Below are 21,355 nucleotides of genomic sequence, written 5' to 3'. Positions count from 1 at the left end.
CGCAAATTTTTCTATGTTTGTCAAGTATTTTTTTGAAATATACGTAAAAAAGAGCAGGGTACATATCTCTATATACCTTGCTCTGTAAGAACCGCTCTGCTAATGCCTTAACTAAATGACATTGGCCGTTAAGCGGCCGCTCTCTTTTTATATTTACTGTATCAACAAACGATTATGAACGCATCCCTATGCATTCGCTTTCAGAAATGCATTGATCTTCTCTACCAGTAAATCTGCGTCAATGCCATGTACCATTGCAGCCTCTTCCAGAGACTCTCCCTGTGATGCAGGGCAGCCCAGGCAGTGCATTCCGATTTCCATGAGGATCGGTGCAATGTCCATGTTGATGTTCAGCACTTCGCCGATAGTCATTTCTTTCGTTACCATCTTTTGTTACGCCTCCTTTATCTTTCAGTATTCCTTATTATATCCGCTTTGACCCATTGTGTAAACATTTAAAATCAATTTCTCGTAAAATTCTGGTTATTTATTTGTCAAGTTTCCATCTCCGATTTTTCGACAAAAACAAATTTTTATCATTTCTCCACAAAACATCCGTTCTTTTGTTTACCATAAGTAATCCACCAAATTTGTGGATTTCGATGTGGATAATGTGGATAAGTTTTCAAAAACTTCGATTTTTCCTCCTTTTTCCTGTTTTTTTATGTGGATAACTTGGATAAGTGTTTTTTCTATTTTTTTACAACTTTTTACAAATTTGTGTAAATTGCACATTATTTCGATTTTTGAAATACGACATAAAATTATTATCCCTATGTATACTGTCTTCACAGCTCCGCCGGTAGCAAGAAGGCCATACACCAGCGAAAGCCGGGCGGATCTTTTTCTCTCCGCCCGGCTCTCTGCCGCTTTTTCTCAGATGACACGCCTCACTGTCTTGATCTGCATACAGGTGGCAGGTATGACTCCAATGCCTTTGGAAGGATTGATGGCATTTACGATCTGACCGTCTCCCATATAGATCCCCACATGGCCTTCATACAGGATCAGGTCTCCGGGCATAGCCTGGTCATAGCTGACGGGCGTGCCTGCGTATTCCTGGTCCCATGTTGTTCTGGGAAGACTGATGCCGAAATGCGCGTATACAGACTGCACAAAACCGGAACAGTCCGCACCGTTTGTCAGGCTTGTCCCACCCCAGACATAGGGATTTCCGATAAACTGACAGGCATAATCCACGATCGCCTGCCCTGTCCCCGCCTGAGATGCCTGGGCCTGGGCTGCAGCCTCAGCTGCCTGTCTCTGGGCCTCCGCCTGGGCCGCAGCCGCCTCAGCCGCCTCCCTGGCAATCCGTTCTTCTTCCTCCTGCCTGGAGACCGCGTACTTGAATGCGCTCTCCTCACTCTGGCCTTCGGAAGACTGTATCAGCTCCTGGGCTTTCTGCTGCGCGTTGTTTCCTATTATAATATACTGCGTGTACACATAGCCGCTGACGGATCCGCTTTCGATCTTCGTCCACTCACCCACAGGACCTGTGACCTTCGCCGCATAGTCGGTGTACAGCTTTCCAACCCATTCGCTCTCTGTCGTTGGTTCGCTCCGCACAAACAGAAACGTATCTGTACTTACGTTTGCGAACGCCATATTTGAATACTCACCCTTTTCACTCGGAACAAGATAACTCTCCACGTCTATATCGCTGTCCGACGCAGTGCAGTTATCCAGCACCGCCTCAATTCCCACGCCAGGCAGGGACATCTCTGTGATCTCTTCAGACGCCTCGGCCCTCTCCCCGGAAATTGAGATAACTCCAGTTAAAGTAACTATGAACAATCCTCTTTTAAAAGCAGAATTCATAAACAGCCTCCTAACTTATTGTTTATGTTTTCTTATCTTTTGTAAATATTACAGAATTGTTACAAATGTTACGATAAGATTATAGCAACGTGGACACAGTTTGTCAACATAGTATTCCAGGCTTTCGCGCGTCATAATATTATGTTTTTCTTAATTTCCCATATATTTCCTGTCGATAAATGTTACAAATTGTTACACACAAAATTCTCCGTTGACTTTTGGATCAAAGCTGTTATAATAAAGATATAGTAATCATTATCGTTATTAATTGATTGCAGTTTTCATTATTTTATATCAGAAAGGAGGCTGGCATATGGCAACTCTGAAATACAGCCGGCAGAGGGAGGCTATCAAGGAATTTCTTGCAGGCACAAAAGAACATCCTACCGCTGACACTGTCTACATGCATGTGCGCGAAGAATTTCCCCGCATCAGTCTGGGAACAGTCTACCGCAACCTGAACCTGCTCGCCGACATCGGAGAGATCACGAAGATCACAACACCGGACGGCGGCGACCGCTTTGATGCAGTGACCAATCCACATTATCATGTAATATGTACCTCCTGCGGCAGGGTGATCGATCTGGAAATGGAACCTCTGGATTCCATTGACAAACTTGCGGAAAAGTGTTTTGATGGGTATATAGACCATCACACTGCATTGTTCTACGGGACATGCAGAGATTGTATGAAAAAGAATACAAAATAAGTGTTGACAATCAGAGCAAAAAGGTGTAAATTAATATCAGTAACAATTACTGATATTAAAATATAAAAAAATAAAAAGAAAGGAAGTAGAAAGACATGAAAAAATTTGTTTGTACAGTATGTGGCTATGTTTATGAAGGAGAGGCAGCACCGGCTGAGTGTCCAGTCTGTCATGCACCTGCTGAGAAGTTCAAAGAGCAGACAGGCGACAGAGAGTGGGCTGCTGAGCACGTTGTAGGTGTTGCACAGGGCGTAAGCGAGGACATCCTTGCAGACCTTCGCGCTAACTTCGAGGGAGAGTGTACAGAAGTTGGTATGTACCTGGCTATGGCAAGAGTAGCTCACAGAGAGGGTTATCCGGAGATCGGCCTTTACTGGGAGAAAGCCGCCTGGGAAGAAGCAGAGCATGCTGCTAAATTTGCTGAGCTGCTTGGCGAAGTTGTTACAGACAGCACAAAGAAGAACCTTGAGATGCGTGTAGACGCTGAGAACGGCGCTACAGCTGGTAAATTTGATCTTGCAAAACGTGCAAAAGCTGCAAACCTTGACGCAATCCATGACACAGTTCACGAGATGGCAAGGGACGAGGCCCGTCACGGAAAAGCTTTCGAGGGACTCCTCAAGAGATACTTTGGCTAAGATAAATTTCCGGCCATACAGATCAATCATATTGTCGTCACAGACAGACGCTTACACAAGGCTTGCAGGATGACAGTTCTGCAAGCCTTATTTCACAAATAGCACTTTTATTTCACTTAACTTATACTACAGGAGGGAAAAAATATGTCCAAATACGCAGGAACCAAAACAGAAAAGAACCTTATGGAAGCATTCTCAGGCGAGTCACAGGCACGCAACAAGTATACTTACTATGCAAGCGCTGCCAGAAAAGCAGGCTTTGTACAGATGGCAAACATCTTTGAGGAGACTGCAAACCAGGAGAAAGAGCACGCAAAGATGTGGTTCAAGGAATTCCACGGCATCGGCGACACTGCTGAGAACCTGAAGGATGCCGCTGAGGGCGAGAACTACGAGTGGACAGACATGTACAAGCGTATGGCCAAGGAGGCAAGAGAGGAAGGTTTTGAGGAGCTGGCTGAAAAATTCGAGGGCGTAGCAAGAGTCGAGGCTGCTCACGAGGCACGCTACAAGAGACTTCTCGAGCACTACTTAGCTGGCGAGACATTCAAGGGTGAGGCACCTCTTGGATGGAAGTGCGGCAACTGCGGCTTCATCTACTACGGCGAGGAAGCACCGGAAGTGTGCCCGGTATGTAATCATCCGAAGGCTTACTTTGAGAGAAAAGCTGAGAACTATTAAAATCAAAAGAAATGTACGGCAAAGCGCCCGCCTGGGAGATCTGATCCCGGGCGGGCGCTTTTGTGTATTCCTCTTGTCTTATATCTGCCGATCATACCTACGCTGTTGGCCGCACATGCCCGGATGTCCCGGCCATCAGGCCGCTCCTTAAAAGAATGGGCCGCACCGCATTGTACAGGACAGACACAAGGATCACGGACACGACAGCATTGACAAATGTGGTCGCTGTACTCCATTTTGCAAGCACCTCTGCCATCTGCTGGGGCTGGCCTAAAATGTACATCTTGTAGAAATATCCCACGATCGGATCGGCCACCACATTAAATCCCAGTCCCGCAATGGCTGCAATAGTGCTCCACTTTGCCACATACGCCTTGTCACTGCTCTCGCCTATCTTTGCGATCCTGTGGGCCACCAGCCCTGTAATGAGCCCGATGCACAGCTTCAGCAGAAAAGTCTTGGGCGCTCCGGTGATGTAGATGGGATCCATGATATCCGCAAATCCCATCCCGATGGCTCCGGCCAGGCCGCCGTACCATCCGCCCAGCAGAAGGGCTCCCAGCACGCAGAATGCATTTCCTATGTGAAGAGATGTGGCATCACCGCCCGGCATGGGGATCTTGATCTGAAGATATGTGAATGACACATAGCACAGAGCGGCAAGGATCGCTGTCTGCGCAAGTTTCATAACTGTCTGATTTCTCTGTTCCATACGATTACTTCCTTTCCTATATCGTATGTCTATCATAGCACCAGTGTGGCTTTGTATAAACAGCCAGTTTTAACTTTTTTAACCAATCCAGTTTTAAAATTAAGAAAAAATTCCCGGTTTCTTCTGTTGCTTTTTTCATTTTAGGGGTTATAATAGATACAAATGCATAACATGGTTTTAAAAACTACTTTCAATAATATTCATTTCTAGGAGGTATGGTTATGGCACAGATAATTAAGACACATGTAAAAGATCCTGGAAGTGCGATCACACACTTCATCGGCATGCTGATGGCCATTTTTGCGGCAGTTCCTCTTCTTATCAAGGCTATGCACGAACCCAGCAGAATTTATGTGATCTCTATAGCGGTCTACGCGGTGAGCCTGATCCTTCTCTATGCGGCCAGCACCACATACCACACATTCGACCGTTCCAAAAAAGTGAACACCATCCTGAAAAAAATAGATCACATGATGATCTTTGTTCTCATAGCAGGCAGCTACACGCCCATCTGCCTCCTGGTCCTCAAGAACCGGACCGGCATTATCCTGCTCTCCATTGTTTGGGGCATCGCCATTCTGGGCATTGTCCTGAAGGCGTTCTGGGTATACTGTCCCAAGTGGGTATCTTCGGTCCTGTATATCGGCATGGGCTGGACCTGCGTGCTGGCATTCACACAGATCCTGAACGCCCTGTCTCCGGCGGCATTCGGATGGCTTCTGGCAGGGGGCATCATCTACACTATAGGCGGTATCATCTACGCGCTGAAACTCCCTATTTTTAACAGGAAGCACAAATACTTCGGGAGCCATGAGATCTTCCACCTCTTTGTGATGGCGGGAAGCGCCTGCCACTTTGTGGTCATGTACGCTTTCGTATTATAAGATAAAAACGGAGACAACGATCCGGGGCCGGGTCTGCAGGCTGGTCATACCTGCAGCCGGCCCCTCTCTATGATCTTCTCTTTTTTTTCCCTGGGCATATGCTTGATCTCATACTCCCTGCGCATGGCTTCCTCTTTTGTCTCAAAGGACTCATAGTACACAAGCGTCACCGGCCTACGGCTTTTTGTATACTTTGCCCCTTTTCCCGCATTGTGGGCCTTCATCCTTTTTTCCAGATCATTGGTCCACCCTGTGTAGAGGCTGCCGTCCCTGCATTTCACGATATATGTATAATTCTTTTTTCCCATTTTATCCACCTGTTTTTCCAGGTTATCCACAGACTTATCCACTTTTTCCACACACATTACACAAATTATCCCCAGATATTTTCCGCATTTCTTCTGCGCCCATTTCATTATTATAGTAGAATCGGTCCGCTCCCTGCAAGCTGTAAAAAAGAGGACGCCCTCACAGCGTCCCCGCAATCTGCAGCCCAGACATTTTACTCAGCCATGTAGTCCATAGGATTGACCGGCTGCCCGTCTTTTCTCATCTCAAAGTACACATTACAGCCCTCCACGCTGTAATATTTTGTCGGCTGTGCCACGTAGCCTATGACAGTCTTGGCCTCCACATAGTCACCTGTGTTGACTGTCACATCCTTAAGCTGTCCGTAGAACAGTTCATAGCCGTTCCCGATATCGATGTTCACAGTGGTACCTGTCTGTGCATTTTCATCGATGGACTTCACAATGCCTGTGGTGGAACTGATCACCTGGTCCCCCTCTGCCCCGGATATGATGAGAGCCGGATTATACTTGTACTGATCCAGTGTGGAAAAATAAACGGTCTTGTCCATGCTGTAATTCATGATCACATTTCCGTCCACCGGCCACAGGAGTATGCTCTCCCCGCTGAAGTTCACATTTCCGGCTCCTCCGGATGTCTGAGATGAGGCTCCCGTGCCGGATGCGCTTCCCTGGGGCACAGCCTCTGCGCCGGACTGGCTGTCTGCTGACTCACCTGCTGCATCTTCCGTGCTGCTGCCCTGTGTCTCCTGCTCTGCCCCGTCTGCCGGATCTTCCTCTGTATTTATGACCAGGCTGCTGCCCGCTTCCTCCTGGCTCTCCTTCTCCTTTGTCCTGGCATTCTCCTCCGCCAGCGCCTGCTCCTGCTGCCTCGCCTCCTGATAATTCCGGAGTGTATATGTTCCCACCATGACCGCGGCAGCCACAAAGCACACAGCAAGAGTAATGCCTGCTCCTCTTCTGGATTTTGAGGGCTTCTGTCTCTTATTCATATTCATCACCTCTGGCTATATTTTTGCCAGAAGCAGGGTGCATTATTCTGTATCCCGGGAATTTGTAACGATTTCTGCCACCTCTTTAATCTCGGTGCCTTCAAAAAAATACTGCAGTATCTCTGACACGTCTTTCCCCTCTTTGGCCATCTCGTTGGCCGTGTACTGGGACAGCCCCAGTCCATGGCCCACCCCTCTTGTGGTAATCCGCAGCTTCCCGTCGTATTTCTGCAGGATAAAGCAGCTGGAGGCCAGGCCGTAAGTCTGCCGGAACTCCTCTCCGTTTACTGTCTCCTGTCCCACCCGCACGGAAGTCACATAGCCTGCCGTGTCCATGGCCGTCACCTCCGCATCCATATCATCCACTGTCACTGTCTGGATCTGCTCTGCGGCCTCTATATCCAGGGGGCAGTCTTTGATCTTCAGGTAGGGGTAGTCCTCGCTTCCGAGCACCTCCTTCCCATCCCTGGTATTTCCGTTTGTCAGTCTTGTAAAAGGCGTATTAGCCAGATTTTCCCCGTACATGACAACTTGTCCTTCTGTGTCATTCCATGCATTCTGCATCTTCCTGTAATGTCCGGAGTAACTGCTGCCCCACTGTTGCCTCATCTCCTCCTCCGTCCAGAAATCATCCTCCAGGACTACCTGGGTGCCTCCCTCTTTGATACTCTTGTAGACAGAGGTGCGAACGATCACTGCCTGGGCCTTCAGGGCCTCTTCCTCATAGTCTGCAGGGATCTCTTTTGCCATGCGTCCAATGCAATACTCCTCCAAAGGCAGCTCCAGTTCTGTGTCATCTTTTTTCACTTTGACATACGTGGTATCTACAGTTGTGTCCGTGGGGATAGCAGGCCCATTCATGAAAACCGTCACTATATAGGGGAGCAGTACGATAATGATCAGGTAGCAGCCGATTTTTTTCAGTCTGTTGCGCATAAGAAAACCCTCCCATACAGTAGTGTATGAGAGGGCATGTGTGTTTATTCTTCTGTTTCGTCCACTTCCACCTGGATCTTATCCAGATGCCAGATGTCGTCCACATATTCCTGGATCGTTCTGTCAGAGGTGAACTTGCCGCAGCATGCGGTGTTGAGGAGAGCCTTCCTGGCCCATCCTTCTTTGTCCTTGTATGCCTCTTCCACCTTCTTCTGCGCCTCTGCGTAAGAGCGGAAATCTTTCAGGATAAAGTACATATCCGCCTTGCTGCCGCCCTGATTCATAAGGAGGGAGTTGTACAGGTCGCGGTACATCTCTGTGTCGCCGTGAGAGTATGTGCCGTCCACAAGCTGATCCACCACTTTCTTAATATCCGGGTCATTGTGGTAGATATCCTGGGGATGATAACCACCGTAATTCTCGTAGTTAATGACTTCCTCTGAACTCAGTCCAAAGATGAAAGCATTATCGGCTCCCACTTCCTCCACAATCTCCACATTGGCTCCGTCCATGGTTCCCAGTGTGGGGGCGCCGTTGAGCATGAACTTCATATTTCCTGTTCCGGAAGCCTCCTTGGAAGCTGTGGAAATCTGCTCGCTGACATCTGCTGCCGCGAAAATGATCTCCGCATTAGATACGCGGTAGTCCTCGATAAAGACAACTTTCAGCTTTCCGTTGATGCTGCGGTCATTGTTTACCACATCTGCCACGGAGTTGATCAGCTTAATGATCTCCTTTGCCCGGATATAGCCGGCAGACGCTTTTGCTCCAAAGATGAATGTCCTTGGATAGAAAGACATCTCCGGATGCTCCTTGATCTGGTTGTACAGGTACATCACATGAAGGATATTGAGAAGCTGTCTCTTGTACTCGTGGAGACGCTTCACCTGCACGTCGAATATGGAGCGGGGATCTACTTCGATGCCATTGTGCTTCAGAATATAGTCTGCCAGCCGCTCTTTGTTCTTATATTTGATATCCATGAACTCGGCCAGGGCTTTGGAATCATCTGCATACTCTTTCAGTCCGGACATAAGGGACAGATCCGTGATCCAGTCCTTTGTTCCCAGTTTCTCTGTCACCCAGTCTGCCAGAAGCGGGTTCCCGTGCATGAGGAACCGTCTCTGGGTGATACCGTTTGTCTTGTTGTTGAACTTCTCAGGCATCATCTCGTAGAAGTCCTTCAGCTCCTGGTGCTTCAGGATCTCTGTGTGAAGCCGTGCCACGCCGTTTACGGAAAAGCCTGCCACGATGGCAAGGTGTGCCATGCGCACCTGTCCGTTGTAGAGGATGGCCATCTTCTTTACTTTCTCCTCATTTCCCGGGTACATCTCCCGCACCTGGATGATGAACCGGCGGTCGATCTCCTGGATGATCTGGTACACACGCGGGAGCAGCTTGGAGAACAGATCGATAGGCCACTTCTCCAGGGCCTCTGCCATGATCGTATGATTCGTGTAGGCACAGCACTTTGTAGTGATGTCCCACGCCTCGTTCCAGCCAAGCCCTTCCTCGTCCAGAAGGATGCGCATCAGCTCTGCCACAGCCACTGTGGGATGTGTATCGTTCATCTGGAAGAGCACTTTCTCCGGCAGCTTGTGGATGTCGTCGTGTGTTCTCTTATATTTTGCCACAGCAGCCTGAATGCTGGCTGAAACAAAGAAATACTGCTGTTTCAGGCGGAGTTCTTTTCCTGCGTAGTGGTTGTCGTTTGGATAGAGGACTTCCACAATAGTCTTTGCCAGGTTCTCCTGCTCCACAGCCTTGTGGTAGTCGCCCCTGTCAAAGGACTCAAGCTGGAAGTCCGTGATGGCCTGGGCATCCCAGATCCTGAGAGTATTTACGTGGTGGTTGCCGTAGCCCACGATAGGCATGTCGTAAGGGATAGCCAGAACGGACTCGTAGTTCTCCTGCACAAATTTTGTACGGTTTGTAGCGTCGTCGTACTCTACCCGGATATTTCCGCCAAAGCGGACTTCCTTTGCGTACTCCTCCCGGCGCAGCTCAAAAGGATTGCCGTCTTTGAGCCAGTTGTCCGGTGTCTCCACCTGGTAGCCGTTCTCGATCTTCTGCTTGAACATACCGTAGCGATAGCGGATGCCGCAGCCGTAGGCCGCGTATCCAAGGGTTGCCAGGGAGTCCAGGAAGCAGGCCGCCAGACGGCCAAGGCCTCCGTTTCCAAGGGCCGGATCCGGCTCCTGGTCCTCGATGGCGTTCAGGTCAATGCCCATCTCATCCAGGGCTTCTTTTACCTCCCTGTAGGCTGTCATGTTGATCAGGTTGTTCCCCAGGGCCCGGCCCATCAGAAACTCCATGGACATATAGTAAACTGTCTTCGGGTCATCCTTCTTGAACTGGTTCTGTGTGGCGATCCAGTCGTCGATGATGGCCTCCTTTACCGCGAAGGACACTGCCTGGAAAAGCTGCTGAGGCGTCGCCTCATCCACAGTCTTGCGGTAAAGTGTCTTTACATTGTGTTCTACTTCCTTCTTAAAAGCCTTTTTTTCAAATCTGGGATTATACATTTTTCCATTCCTTTCTTAGAGACTTATCTTTCGACACCGATGGTCACTTTTTCACCGTTGATCTTCCACTCCTTCACATATCCTGCAGGTGCGGCTTTCTCTACTGTGAGAGCAAGTGTCTCGCTTCCGATCTCCTCCTTGTGGTCAGCGAAGACTTTTTCAGCCTTTTCGCTTCCCCCGTAGGTGATATGGATCTTGTCAGTCACTTCGAAGTCGGCCTCTTTTCTCATGGTCTGTACTTTGCTGATGATCTCGCGGACAAATCCTTCCTCGAGAAGTTCCGGTGTCAGATTTGTGTCCAGCACTACGGTGATGCCATTGTTGTCCTCGGACACATAGCCTTCCATCTGTGCTGTGTCGATCAGAAGATCTTCCTTAAAGAGTGTGATCTCCTGTCCGTTTACATCCAGCTTTAACGCTCCTGTGGCATTTACCTCGTCCATGGCCGCGTTGCCGTCAACTGCGTCCAGGGCCGCCTTGATGCCACCTAACATTTTACCATATTTTGGTCCCACTGTCTTTAACTGTGGTTTAAATGTATATGAAGTAAATGCACGTACATCCTCAGTAAATGTTAAATTCTTTACGTTCAGCTCCTCTTTGATGATGTCCTGGTAAAATTCCGGAAGCTGCACCGCGCTCTTTACAAACATCTGTCCGATAGGCTGCCGGTTCTTGATGTTGGCTGTATTTCTGCATGCGCGGCCCATGACAACGATCTTCAGCACTTCCTCCATGTTTGCTTCCAGCTCTTTGTCGATCCACTCTTCGTTTACAGCCGGGAAATCGCACAGGTGGATACTCTCCGGAGCGGATGGATCAATGCTGCGCACCAGGTTCTGGTAGATCTCCTCTGTCATGAAGGGGATCATGGGCGCTGCTGTCTTGCACAGGGTCACAAGGGCTGTGTACAGCGTCATGTAGGCATTGATCTTATCCTGGGGCATTCCTTTTGCCCAGAAACGGTCACGGCTTCTTCTTACATACCAGTTGCTCATGTCGTCCACAAACTCCTGGAGCGCTCTTGCCGCCTCCGGGATACGGTAATTTCCAAGATTGTCGTCTACCTCTTTTACAAGTGTATTCATCTTGGACAGAAGCCATTTGTCCATGACAGGCAGTTTTTCATAGTCCAGTGTATGTTTTGTGGCGTCAAACTCGTCAATATTCGCGTACAGCACAAAGAATGCGTAGGTATTCCACAGTGTTCCCATAAATTTGCGCTGTCCTTCCACAACGGCTTTTCCGTGGAAACGGTTGGGCAGCCAGGGCGCGCTGTTTACATAGAAATACCAGCGGATGGCGTCTGCGCCGTATTTTTCCAGGGCATCGAAAGGATCCACCGCATTTCCCTTGGATTTGCTCATCTTCTGGCCGTTCTCATCCTGCACATGTCCAAGGACGATGACGTTCTTATACGGAGCCTTGTTGAAGATCAGCGTGGAGATGGCCAGCAGGGAGTAGAACCATCCTCTTGTCTGGTCCACAGCCTCGGAAATGAAGTCTGCCGGGAACTGCTGCTCAAAGAGCTCTTTATTTTCAAACGGATAATGATGCTGTGCAAAAGGCATGGAACCGGAATCAAACCAGCAGTCGATGACCTCCGGCACACGGTGCATCTCTTTGCCGCACTTCGGACACTTGATGGTCACTTCGTCGATGTATGGGCGGTGCAGTTCGATGTCGTCCGGGCAGTTGTCGGACATGGATTTCAGTTCCTCGATGCTTCCGATGGAATGCTGGTGTCCGCACTCACACTCCCAGATATTTAACGGAGTTCCCCAGTAGCGGTTCCGGCTGATGCCCCAGTCCTGGACATTCTCCAGCCAGTCGCCGAAGCGGCCCTTTCCGATGCTCTCCGGGATCCAGTTGATGGTGTTGTTGTTGGCGATCAGGTCGTCCTTCACCGCTGTCATCTTGATGAACCAGGACTCGCGGGCATAGTAGATCAGCGGTGTGTCGCATCTCCAGCAGTGGGGATAGCTGTGCTCGAATTTGGGAGCGTCAAAGAGAAGTCCTCTTGCATCCAGGTCCTTTAACACCTCCGGGTCTGCTTTCTTTACGAACAGACCTGCAAACGGAGTGGTCTCTCCCATATTTCCTTTTTCATCTACAAGCTGTACAAAAGGCATGTCGTACTTGCGGCCCACTTTCGCGTCGTCCTCACCAAAGGCGGGAGCAATGTGAACCACGCCGGTACCGTCTGTCAGCGTTACATAGCTGTCGCATGTCACGAAGAACGCTTTCTTGTTCTGCTTTGCCGCGCAGTCATATGCACACTGGTACAGCGGCTCGTACTCTTTGTACTCCAGATCCTTTCCCTTATATGTCTCCAGCACCTCATAGGCAGGCTGCTCTTCTGTGGCCAGCTTTCCAAGGACTGTGTCCAGCAGGGCCTGTGCCATGTAGTACACATAGCCGTCCGCAGCCTTCACTTTTGCGTAGTCCTCATCCGGATTTACGCAGAGACCGATGTTGGAGGGCAGTGTCCATGGCGTTGTGGTCCATGCCAGAATGTAGGCGTCCTCGTCTTTTACTTTAAAGCGGACAATGGCGGAACGCTCTTTTACATCCTTGTATCCCTGGGCTACTTCCTGGGCGGACAGAGGCGTACCGCAGCGCGGACAGTAGGGAACGATCTTGAACCCTTTGTAGAGAAGTCCCTTGTCCCAGATCTTCTTCAGCGCCCACCACTCGGACTCGATGAAATCATTATGGTAGGTAACGTATGGATTTTCCATATCTGCCCAGAAGCCTACTGTGCCGGAGAAATCTTCCCACATGCCCTTGTACTTCCAGACACTCTCCTTACATTTGTTGATGAACGGTTCCAAGCCGTACTCCTCGATCTGGTCCTTGCCGTCCAGGCCAAGAGCTTTCTCCACTTCCAGCTCTACCGGCAGACCGTGGGTATCCCAGCCCGCTTTTCTGGGCACCATGTATCCCTTCATGGTGCGGTACCTGGGGATCATGTCCTTGATGACACGGGTCAGCACGTGACCGATGTGGGGCTTGCCATTGGCTGTCGGCGGCCCGTCGTAGAAGGTGTAGGTCTCACCCTCTTTGCGGTTCTCCATACTCTTTTCAAAAATCTGATTGTCTTCCCAGAATTTCTCGACCTCTTTCTCGCGGTCGACGAAATTCAGGTCTGTTGAAACTTTCTTGTACATGGCTTCCTCCTTGTGAAAATGTTAACAGGGGACGTAACCCTTTTTAAAAGGGTTACGTCCGGAATTACACTAACTCCTGTGCTATTGTGTATATTGTTTGGAACATTTATGAAAAAAAAGACCTTCATCCGAATTAGGATGAAAGTCGTATTCCCTTCATTTATAAACCACCTAACATACTATCATATGCCTTCCGGTAACGGCGGACTCCGTCAGCTCCTACTCATGCTCTTTTCGGAGGCTGCGACTCTGAAGTGATATTCAGGCACATCCTACTTGTACCGGCCTTACACCATCACCGGCTCGCTTTGACGTTCCTACATGCCCTACTGTCTTCGTCACGGTCTTTCTCATATGGTTCCATCATACTATTACTTTTTTCACGCTAAAATTATAATAGGAAACCCCTGGTAAGTCAAGGGTTTCCCTTTTATTTTCCTCGTTATGACTGTCTCCCGGCATATTGAAGGTTCACTGAACACGGTCTCTATCTTCTCCGACGGCGCCTTCTCCGTCTCCTTCTGCGTCTCTGCCGTTCCTGCCAAGTGGTAAATCCGATCAGCGCGGCCACGATCAGGATGATGATCACCGCGACCACCAGAACCACCTTCCACACGCTGCCGGATGCCTTTTCCTCCTCCTGGGCGCCGGTCTCTTTAAAAGAGGCATCCTTGTTCACCTGCACTTTAATCTGGCCTACGGGATTGTCTTCATAAGTGTAGGAAAGAAGTCCTTCACTGTTTGCACCAGTGACCTGCTCCAAGCTGGAATCCAGGCTGGACAGTTCAAATCCGGCAGGGATGGTGACATTGACTGTATCCAGCATCTTTGCCACCTCCGCATTTTCCTCTGCGGAAACAGCAGTGTGCTGAAAATTACTGAATCCATAGTCCAGAAGCGCTTTGGTATCCGAATAAACATGGCCCGGGAAAACTTTCAAAGTGACGCAGACAAGTTTCATATTTCCATTGTCCGCCATAGTCACCAGCGTGTTGTTCGCCTCTGTGGTGTAGCCTGTCTTTCCGCCCACAGCGTACTCATAGTAATCGCTGTATCCGGGGATCAGCATCTCATGTTTCTGCTGGAAAACGTGCTCTTCTGTAGTTGCAGATGCCGGTATTGTGTAGTTTGTTGTCTGACAGATGGTAAAAAATTCCGGATAGTTAAAGAGTTCTTTTGCGACAAGAGCCATATCTCTGGCACAGGTATAATGATTTTCATCCTGAACGCCATTGGTATTGACAAAGTTTGAATTGGTCCCCCCCAGCTCTTCCACTCTGCGATTCATCTCATCCAAAAACCACTGGTAGTCTTCTCCCTGGCTTTTCGCCACTGTCTCACCCACTGCATACGCCACTTCGTTGGAGGAGGCCAGGAGCATGGCATACAGTGCCTGTTCCATGGAGATGACATTTCCCTCCTTAAGCCCGATAGATGCATAGCCATCTCCAAGGCAGGTCAGACTCTCCGCAGTAATCACAACATCCTCTGTCATATCACAGTATTCAAAAGCAAGAAGCGCTGTCAAAAGCTTTGTAATGCTGGCCGGATATTCCTTCTGATCAATGTTCTTTCCATACAGGATTGCCCCTGTCTCTGCGTCCATCACAATCCCGGCATCGCCGTATATTCCCGGCCCCTGGGGCCACTCTTTCAGACTGTTGGTCTGTACTTCCTGCTTGTAGGTGTCTTCCAGCTGCTGCTGATAGGGATCTTTCGCTTCCCCCTGGGTCTGGGCTGCATCCGTCGGCGCCGTGGCGCGGGCCGTCTGAGGCACAGCTGCTATAGCAATCATTACTGACATGAGCACATAACTCACTGTCCGTAAAACTTTTTTCATCTTTTTATTCTCCCTGTGAAATCTGTGCCTTTTATTATAGGCCATTTTCTCTTTTTCTACAACAGAAAAAAAAGCCGCCAGGGTATTCTTGCCAAATTTCCTATGAAACAGAAAACTTTCTCCGCCCTATGCCTGTCACCCTGTAATCAGTTTAAAGATCGCGATACAGATAGAAAACACTGCCACACCCTTTTTCAGTGGTTCCGGCCGCAGTATGCCCGCATTCCTGCTTCCAGCCCAGACTCCAACGCCATGGCTGACCATGGATACTGCCAAAAGGGTGATAAATGTCTCCGGTTCACACTGCATGCTGTATCCGATACAGGATGGGATTGCAATGAAAATGGAATTAAAGAGGGCCACTCCCACTGCTGTCTTCACAGAAACGCCCATCACCACAAGGAGGGGCATCACAAGGATCGGCCCTCCTGCGCCGGACAGGGCGCACACAGCCCCTGTCACAAATCCGAAGGCCACCATCACTCCCGCCGGAAGGTGCAGGCTCTCTTCTCTTCCTCTCTCTTTATCTTTTCTCAGCAAGATAGAAATGCCCGATACCAGCACGACCAGATACAAAATTTTCTTTACCACAGACTCATCGATCATAAGGTTCAGCCAGACGCCCATAGCTGCACCGGCCAGACTCCCCGCACTGATCAGAATCCCCAGTCTGGCATCCAGGTTTTTTGCCTTATAATAGTTCCAGGAGCCCAGCACGCCGGAGATCAGAAAGGCAAAAAAACTGAGCGCCATCCCCTGCGCCGCAGGCATTCCCATAAATCCGGAGTACAGCATGGGCAGGAGAAATCCGGCGATCCCTGTCAGCCCGATCATGCCTCCTACCAGGAGATTTGCAAGAATAATAATCAAATACTCTATCATTTAAGTCGATATCCTTTCCGTTTTTGCAGGATTTTATGCAAAATCATTTCTGTAGGAGACTGCTTCACGGTAAATCTTCTCCTCGTCCAGTGTCTGGATCTGGTAATCTCTCATAAGGATCTTTCCGCCGCACACAGAATCCCGCACATCCCCGCTTCCAACGCTTTCCAGGATGGTGTTGGCAATGTGCCCGTACACAGCCATGTAGATCCTCCTCTTGTCGATTCCGATCAGATCCGCCCTTGCTCCCGGAAAGATCTTTCCATCCCTGTCCGGATCTCCTCCAAGGCAGGCCTGTCCGCCCCTGGTGGCCATGGCAAGGATGGTCTTGGCCGGCATGACAGCCGGCTCCGCAAGAGGCACGCCCCAGGTCAGATTCATAACAGACCGGAAGATCTTCATCTCCTGGAAAAGGCTCAGGCCCCCGTGGGCGGCCCCGTCTGTCCCCAGTCCCACAGTGATATTTCTCTCCAGAAGCTCCGGTGTCCTGGGCGCCGCCTTTCCGCAGTTGCTGAAAGGACAGTGGCACACCTTCACGCCCCTCTCTGACAGCAGGCTGATCTCCCTCTCTGACAGGAGCAGGCTGTGAGCTCCCAGGAAATCCGGTCCCAGCACGCCCAGGCTGTCCAGATATTCGTAGGGGCGCATCTGTTTCCTCTCCATATAGAAATTGATCTCTCCCGGGTATTCGTTCATGTGAGCCTGCAGCATCGTGTGCCGCTCTGTAGCCCTCTCAGCCGCCATCCGGATCAGATCCTCCGAGCAGGAAATGAGAGATCTGAGGGAGTAGTAAACTTTTAAATTGCCTTGTCCATGAAATTCTTTATAAAGTTCATCTGTCTTCTGGATGGCTGTCTCTGCGTCCATGGCAATGGATGCAGGCAGGCCTTTTTGATCCATAGTGGAGTAGGACAGAGCTCCCCGCAGCCCGCTCTGCGCGTAGACGCCTGCCGCCTCTGCCATAAAATAACTTCCTGCGTCAATAAACCCGGTCGTTCCCGCGTGGATCATCTCCACGGCGGCCATGCGGGCGCTCAGCCGCATTCTCTCCGGTGTCAGTGTACTCTCGTAGGGCAGCATGATCCGTGTCCAGATCATAGGCATCTCATCCAGCACATTCCCCCGGAGGAGCTGCTGCCCGGTGTGCATATGGCTGTCCACAAGGCCCGGCATATAGATGCACCCGCTTCCATCCATCTCCTCTTTCCAGGTATACTTTTCCTCCAGACGCTCTGCTGTATCGACAGCTTCTATTTTCTCGTCCCTGATGAGGATACTCCTTCCCTCTGCCAGCTCAAATTCCGGATCCAGATAGTCACTATTCCGGATCAGAAGATCTGCTTCTGTTTTCATATCCCTCTCTCCTATCAAATCTACACAATAAAAGTTTCTCTTGGTCTGCTTCTATATCGCGTTGGTCAGTGACAGCACAAGCTGCGCAATGCAGGCAGATCCAAGGAAAGTTCCGGTCATAACGAGAACACCTACAATGATCATCTTCCATCCCTGCTTGACAAAAGATTTGATCTGATCTCCGATGGAAATGCCCGCATAGGCTCCCACCAGTGTGAGAGGAGCTGTAAAATTAATGCTGTTGGCAGACGCAATGACAAATTCCCTGGCAGGGCACAGAGGGCTGGCTACCAGAAGGCCGATGATGGAGCAGTAGGCCACAATGGGAAGCCGCAAAGGCACCAGTTTACTCAGTACCACAGCTGCCGCGGAGATGCCAAGTAAAATTCCCCACTCTGCGTATCTCATCTATCTTTCCTCCCTGCTCTTTGCATTGTTCTCTTTTGCATCCATTTCTTTTTTCCGGCTCTCCAGCACCTCGCTGGGCTCTCTTCTAAGCCTGGCGATGGGCGGTTCCAGAAGCTGGTACAGCTTCTTTGTCAGAGGAATTCCCACAAAGATCGCCACATAGATGCCTGTAATGCCGGATATTGTCTCGCTGGTACTTGCAAGGGCTGACAGTTCCGCCGCCATATTCGGGTAGATCAGCGCCAGGCTGGCTGTGGCGCTGGCCATGAGGATCCCGGCTCCCACGCCGGACGCCATTCCCAGGGCATAGGGGTGGAAAATATGCAGTGCTGCCACCATAGTTGTCATGAATCCAAAGTAAATCGTTCCTACCATACCGCCCACTACATAGATGGAGAGGCTTCCTCTCGTCTCCGGTGAGTCAGGCCCGAACATGTCCGTGATCAGAGCCAGGTTCGATTCTCTGTTGATCGAGTGGGTAGCTCCAATAGCCTCTCTTTTAAGTCCCAAAAGCAGGGCAAATGGAAGGGCCAGGAAGATTGTTCCCAGGTTTCCAATCTCCTGCAGCACCAGGGCAGGTCCTGCCGACAGGATCACCTCAAGGCTTGCTCCCGCATTGATCCCCAGTTTTGCAATAAAGGGACAGATGGCCACAATGACCAGCTTCGATGCCGCCTTTACTTCCTTTTTATTAAAGATCTTCAGCACCTCAGGGCCGGAGATCACTCCCATGATCAGGGAGTAAAAAATGGGAAACAGGATCAGAGTTCCCGGCCCCAGCGGCACCTGGATCTGTCCGATGCTGTCCGCGATCACGATAAACACAAATGCCAGGATAAAGATCTTGTACTCTGCCTTCATTCTGGCCATAGTAGATGGATAAGCGTAGGTCTCCTTTTTCATCTCATTTCTCCTCATTCTATTAAAATATCTTATAACATTCACGTATTATATAAGAATAACTTGTATAAAAAAAGGAAAAATGGGCTGTTTTTGTTGTATACTGTAAAAAAAGAGGGAGATTTGTCATGACACTGCCAGAATTACTGATAAAAGTACCGGAATTGGAAACGTATATCCGCTATATGCCCGACGAGCTGCGGGACCGCTGCACCATCCGCACCTATCCGCCCGGGACCATCATCCACCAGAAAGATGCCGAGCTGGATTATTTCGGCATCGTCTGTGAGGGATACCACCGGGTCATCAATGAATTTGAGAATGGAAACGTATTTATGATCGAGAGAAACGATCCCATTGACTTTGTGGGGGAGGTGGCCATCCTTGCCGGCAAATCCCGCACTTCTGTCACACTTGAGACTACCACGGAGTGCACGGTCCTCTATTTTACCAGAAAAGATTTCGAGGACTGGATCGCAAAGGACATCCACTTCCTCCGGCTTGTATCCCAGAAGGTGGCCTACAAGCTGTACCGTTCCTCCTACAACCGTGGCAACCGTCTGTTCTACCCGCCTCAGCATCTTCTCCTGGCCTACATCCTTCAGTACATAGAGGAATCCCATTCCAGCATTGTAAAACGCACCCGGGAGGAGATCCACGAGGAGACCGGGATTTCTGTAAAGACGCTGAACCGGACCATCCGCAAGCTGAAGGAGGAGGGACTTGTGGGGATCACCAAGGGAAAGATCTCCATGACAGAAGAGCAGCAGCAAAAGGCCAGGGAGTACCTGAAAAGAGAATAGCCATAAAAAAAGAAATCGCCGCAGCCGCTGCAGCGATTTCTTTTTCATGCAATCTTATGCCATCACAGACTTCATAGCCTCTGCCAGCTTGTCTTTCTCTGCCTGAGCCTCTGCCAGGTCTTTTCCCAGCGTTGTGTAGTAGATCTTGATCTTTGGCTCTGTACCGGAGGGACGGACGATCACGGTCTCGTTGTTCTCCAGTTTGTAGATCAGCACGTTGGCAGAAGGAAGTCCTGTCTCCTCCGGCTTTGTGTAATCTGTCACGCTGGCCACCTTGTATCCGGCGATATCTTCCAGCGGTTTGTCCCGAAGTCCCTGCATGATTCCGGCCATCTTGTCCATGCCGCTCAGGCCCGGGAACTCAAAGCTGTCCACCTTGTTGAGGTAGCGTCCATACTGCGCATAGATCTCTTCCATTCTCTGCTTCAGAGAGCTTCCGATGCTCCTGTAGTAAGCTGCCATCTCGCAGATCAGCATGGAGCCTATCACTGCGTCTTTGTCACGCACATAAGGTCCTGCCAGGTATCCGTAGCTCTCCTCGAATCCGAAGATGAAGCGATCCACTTCCCCTGCTTCCTCCAGCTGCGCGATCTGGTCTCCGATCCATTTGAAACCTGTCAGCACGCTGCGGAGCTCTACACCATAGTGTTCTGCCACTGCATCTGCCAGCGGTGTGGACACGATGGATTTCACTGCCACTGCCTTCTCAGGCATGGTTCCCTTTTCAATGCGCCCTGCGCATATGTAGTCCAGGAGCAGCACTCCCACTTCATTTCCGCTTACCAGCTCGTAGGAGCCGTCCGGGCATTTCATGGCAATGCCCACCCGGTCTGCATCCGGGTCTGTAGCCAGCATCAGGTCTGCCCCTGTCTCTTTTGCCAGGTTCAGTCCCTGCTCAAGCGCCTCGAAGATCTCCGGATTGGGGTAGCTGCATGTGGTAAAGTATCCATTGGGGTACTCCTGATCCGGGACAATGGTAATATCTGTGATGCCGATATCTTTCAGCACCTGTGTCACCGGCACCAGTCCTGATCCGTTCAGCGGGCTGTACACCAGTTTCAGGCCGGCTGTCCTGCAAAGACTCGGGCGAACCTGTCTGGACTCGATAGCATCGTAGAGCGCCTTCTTGCAGTCGTCGCCTACAAAGCGGATCCATCCTTCTTCCACGCCCTGTGCAAATGACATGTATTTTGCGCCTGTCAGCACATCTGTCTTCTGTATCTCTTCGTACACGATAGCAGCCGCGTCGTCTGTCATCTGGCATCCGTCCGGTCCGTAGGCCTTGTATCCATTGTACTTGGCAGGGTTGTGGGAAGCAGTTACCATAACACCTGCGTTGCAGTTATAGTAGCGGGTCGCAAAGGAGAGCGCCGGCACCGGCATGAGCGCATCGTAGATCCTGACCTTGATGCCGTTGGCAGCCAGAACACCTGCCGCGTTCTTTGCAAATATATCGCTCTTGAGACGGCTGTCATAACTGATGGCAACAGTCTGTGTGCCGCCCTGCGTCTTCACCCAGTTGGCAAGACCCTGTGTAGCCTGTCTGACTACATAGATGTTCATGCGGTTTGTCCCCGCTCCCAGAACACCCCGAAGTCCGGCTGTACCAAATTTCAGAGCCACCGCAAAACGCTCCTTGATCTCTTCTTCGTTTCCCTCGATCCTGGCCAGCTCAGGATGAAGATCTGCATCTTCCAGATCCGCTTCCAGCCAACGCTTGTAATCTTCCTGATACATGTTTACCACTCCTACTACTTGCTTTTTTATTTTTTTGTGTAAAAATACAACACTTACTA

The 21,355-nt window shown here is 50.1% G+C and carries 19 protein-coding genes; 5 read left to right on the top strand and 14 right to left on the bottom strand.

Translation table 11 applies throughout. The features are described 5' to 3' along the window. Nucleotides 1-186: 186 nt before the first annotated feature. Complete coding sequence (locus INF30_RS13225; RefSeq protein WP_033126123.1) at nucleotides 187-387, bottom strand: DUF1858 domain-containing protein; 201 nt, start codon at nucleotides 385-387, stop codon at nucleotides 187-189. A 489-nt stretch (nucleotides 388-876) separates the two neighbouring features. Further along, nucleotides 877-1,818, bottom strand: coding sequence for a C40 family peptidase (locus tag INF30_RS13220; protein ID WP_226395559.1), 942 nt, complete (start codon nucleotides 1,816-1,818; stop codon nucleotides 877-879). A gap of 313 nt (nucleotides 1,819-2,131) precedes the next feature. Here INF30_RS13220 and INF30_RS13215 point away from each other — a divergent pair, with 313 nt between their 5' ends. From INF30_RS13215 to rbr, 3 genes are all read left to right on the top strand, one after another. Continuing rightward, nucleotides 2,132-2,527: a Fur family transcriptional regulator gene (locus INF30_RS13215; RefSeq protein WP_226395558.1), complete on the top strand. Its 396-nt coding sequence runs from the start codon at nucleotides 2,132-2,134 to the stop codon at nucleotides 2,525-2,527. Between the two features lie 95 nt (nucleotides 2,528-2,622). After that, complete coding sequence (locus INF30_RS13210; protein WP_076779969.1) at nucleotides 2,623-3,165, top strand: NADH peroxidase; 543 nt, start codon at nucleotides 2,623-2,625, stop codon at nucleotides 3,163-3,165. Between the two features lie 144 nt (nucleotides 3,166-3,309). After that, complete coding sequence (gene rbr, locus INF30_RS13205) at nucleotides 3,310-3,846, top strand: rubrerythrin (protein WP_076779967.1); 537 nt, start codon at nucleotides 3,310-3,312, stop codon at nucleotides 3,844-3,846. 97 nt (nucleotides 3,847-3,943) lie between these two features. Here rbr and INF30_RS13200 read toward each other — a convergent pair whose 3' ends face one another. Continuing rightward, a complete protein-coding gene (locus INF30_RS13200; protein WP_226395557.1) occupies nucleotides 3,944-4,558 on the bottom strand; it encodes an ECF transporter S component in 615 nt (204 codons plus the stop codon). A gap of 221 nt (nucleotides 4,559-4,779) precedes the next feature. On the opposite strand from INF30_RS13200, the gene trhA reads away from it, so the two are divergent. Next, entirely contained in the window at nucleotides 4,780-5,442 is a 663-nt protein-coding gene (trhA, locus tag INF30_RS13195) for a PAQR family membrane homeostasis protein TrhA (protein ID WP_226395556.1), read from the top strand. 44 nt (nucleotides 5,443-5,486) lie between these two features. Here trhA and INF30_RS13190 read toward each other — a convergent pair whose 3' ends face one another. The 10 genes from INF30_RS13190 to INF30_RS13145 all read right to left on the bottom strand — a co-directional run bounded on the left by INF30_RS13190 (nucleotide 5,487) and on the right by INF30_RS13145 (nucleotide 18,759). Next, nucleotides 5,487-5,750, bottom strand: coding sequence for a GIY-YIG nuclease family protein (locus INF30_RS13190; RefSeq protein WP_076781109.1), 264 nt, complete (start codon nucleotides 5,748-5,750; stop codon nucleotides 5,487-5,489). Between the two features lie 194 nt (nucleotides 5,751-5,944). Continuing rightward, entirely contained in the window at nucleotides 5,945-6,742 is a 798-nt protein-coding gene (locus tag INF30_RS13185; RefSeq protein ID WP_226395555.1) for a M23 family metallopeptidase, read from the bottom strand. Nucleotides 6,743-6,784: 42 nt separating this feature from the next. Then, nucleotides 6,785-7,678, bottom strand: coding sequence for a SpoIID/LytB domain-containing protein (locus INF30_RS13180; RefSeq protein WP_226395554.1), 894 nt, complete (start codon nucleotides 7,676-7,678; stop codon nucleotides 6,785-6,787). 44 nt (nucleotides 7,679-7,722) lie between these two features. Beyond that, nucleotides 7,723-10,203, bottom strand: coding sequence for a glycogen/starch/alpha-glucan phosphorylase (locus INF30_RS13175; RefSeq protein ID WP_226395553.1), 2,481 nt, complete (start codon nucleotides 10,201-10,203; stop codon nucleotides 7,723-7,725). 23 nt (nucleotides 10,204-10,226) lie between these two features. Further along, complete coding sequence (gene ileS, locus INF30_RS13170) at nucleotides 10,227-13,373, bottom strand: isoleucine--tRNA ligase (protein ID WP_226395552.1); 3,147 nt, start codon at nucleotides 13,371-13,373, stop codon at nucleotides 10,227-10,229. A gap of 487 nt (nucleotides 13,374-13,860) precedes the next feature. After that, a complete protein-coding gene (locus INF30_RS13165; RefSeq protein WP_226395551.1) occupies nucleotides 13,861-15,213 on the bottom strand; it encodes a D-alanyl-D-alanine carboxypeptidase family protein in 1,353 nt (450 codons plus the stop codon). 135 nt (nucleotides 15,214-15,348) lie between these two features. Then, nucleotides 15,349-16,095 (bottom strand): sulfite exporter TauE/SafE family protein, encoded by a 747-nt coding sequence (locus tag INF30_RS13160; protein ID WP_226395550.1) that lies wholly within the window; start codon nucleotides 16,093-16,095, stop codon nucleotides 15,349-15,351. A 33-nt stretch (nucleotides 16,096-16,128) separates the two neighbouring features. Next, nucleotides 16,129-17,448 (bottom strand): amidohydrolase family protein, encoded by a 1,320-nt coding sequence (locus INF30_RS13155; protein ID WP_226395549.1) that lies wholly within the window; start codon nucleotides 17,446-17,448, stop codon nucleotides 16,129-16,131. Between the two features lie 51 nt (nucleotides 17,449-17,499). After that, on the bottom strand, nucleotides 17,500-17,856 hold the full coding sequence (locus INF30_RS13150) for a hypothetical protein (RefSeq protein ID WP_226395548.1): 357 nt from the start codon (nucleotides 17,854-17,856) through the stop codon (nucleotides 17,500-17,502). Further along, nucleotides 17,857-18,759 carry a DUF3100 domain-containing protein gene (locus INF30_RS13145; RefSeq protein ID WP_226395547.1) on the bottom strand — a complete coding sequence of 301 codons (903 nt, stop codon included), beginning with the start codon at nucleotides 18,757-18,759 and terminating at the stop codon, nucleotides 17,857-17,859. 125 nt (nucleotides 18,760-18,884) lie between these two features. Between INF30_RS13145 and INF30_RS13140 the strand changes: the two genes are divergently transcribed. Continuing rightward, nucleotides 18,885-19,559, top strand: a complete 675-nt coding sequence (locus tag INF30_RS13140) for a Crp/Fnr family transcriptional regulator (RefSeq protein WP_226395546.1) — start codon at nucleotides 18,885-18,887, stop codon at nucleotides 19,557-19,559. A gap of 54 nt (nucleotides 19,560-19,613) precedes the next feature. Here the strand turns inward: INF30_RS13140 and INF30_RS13135 are convergent, their stop codons facing one another. Continuing rightward, nucleotides 19,614-21,296 carry a phospho-sugar mutase gene (locus INF30_RS13135; protein ID WP_226395545.1) on the bottom strand — a complete coding sequence of 561 codons (1,683 nt, stop codon included), beginning with the start codon at nucleotides 21,294-21,296 and terminating at the stop codon, nucleotides 19,614-19,616. Nucleotides 21,297-21,355: the final 59 nt, after the last annotated feature.

This window comes from Claveliimonas monacensis (genome assembly GCF_014982975.1).
Classification (GTDB): domain Bacteria; phylum Bacillota; class Clostridia; order Lachnospirales; family Lachnospiraceae; genus Claveliimonas; species Claveliimonas monacensis.
Note: the sequence above shows the minus strand (reverse complement) of the source record. Positions and strands in the feature narration are given on the sequence as shown.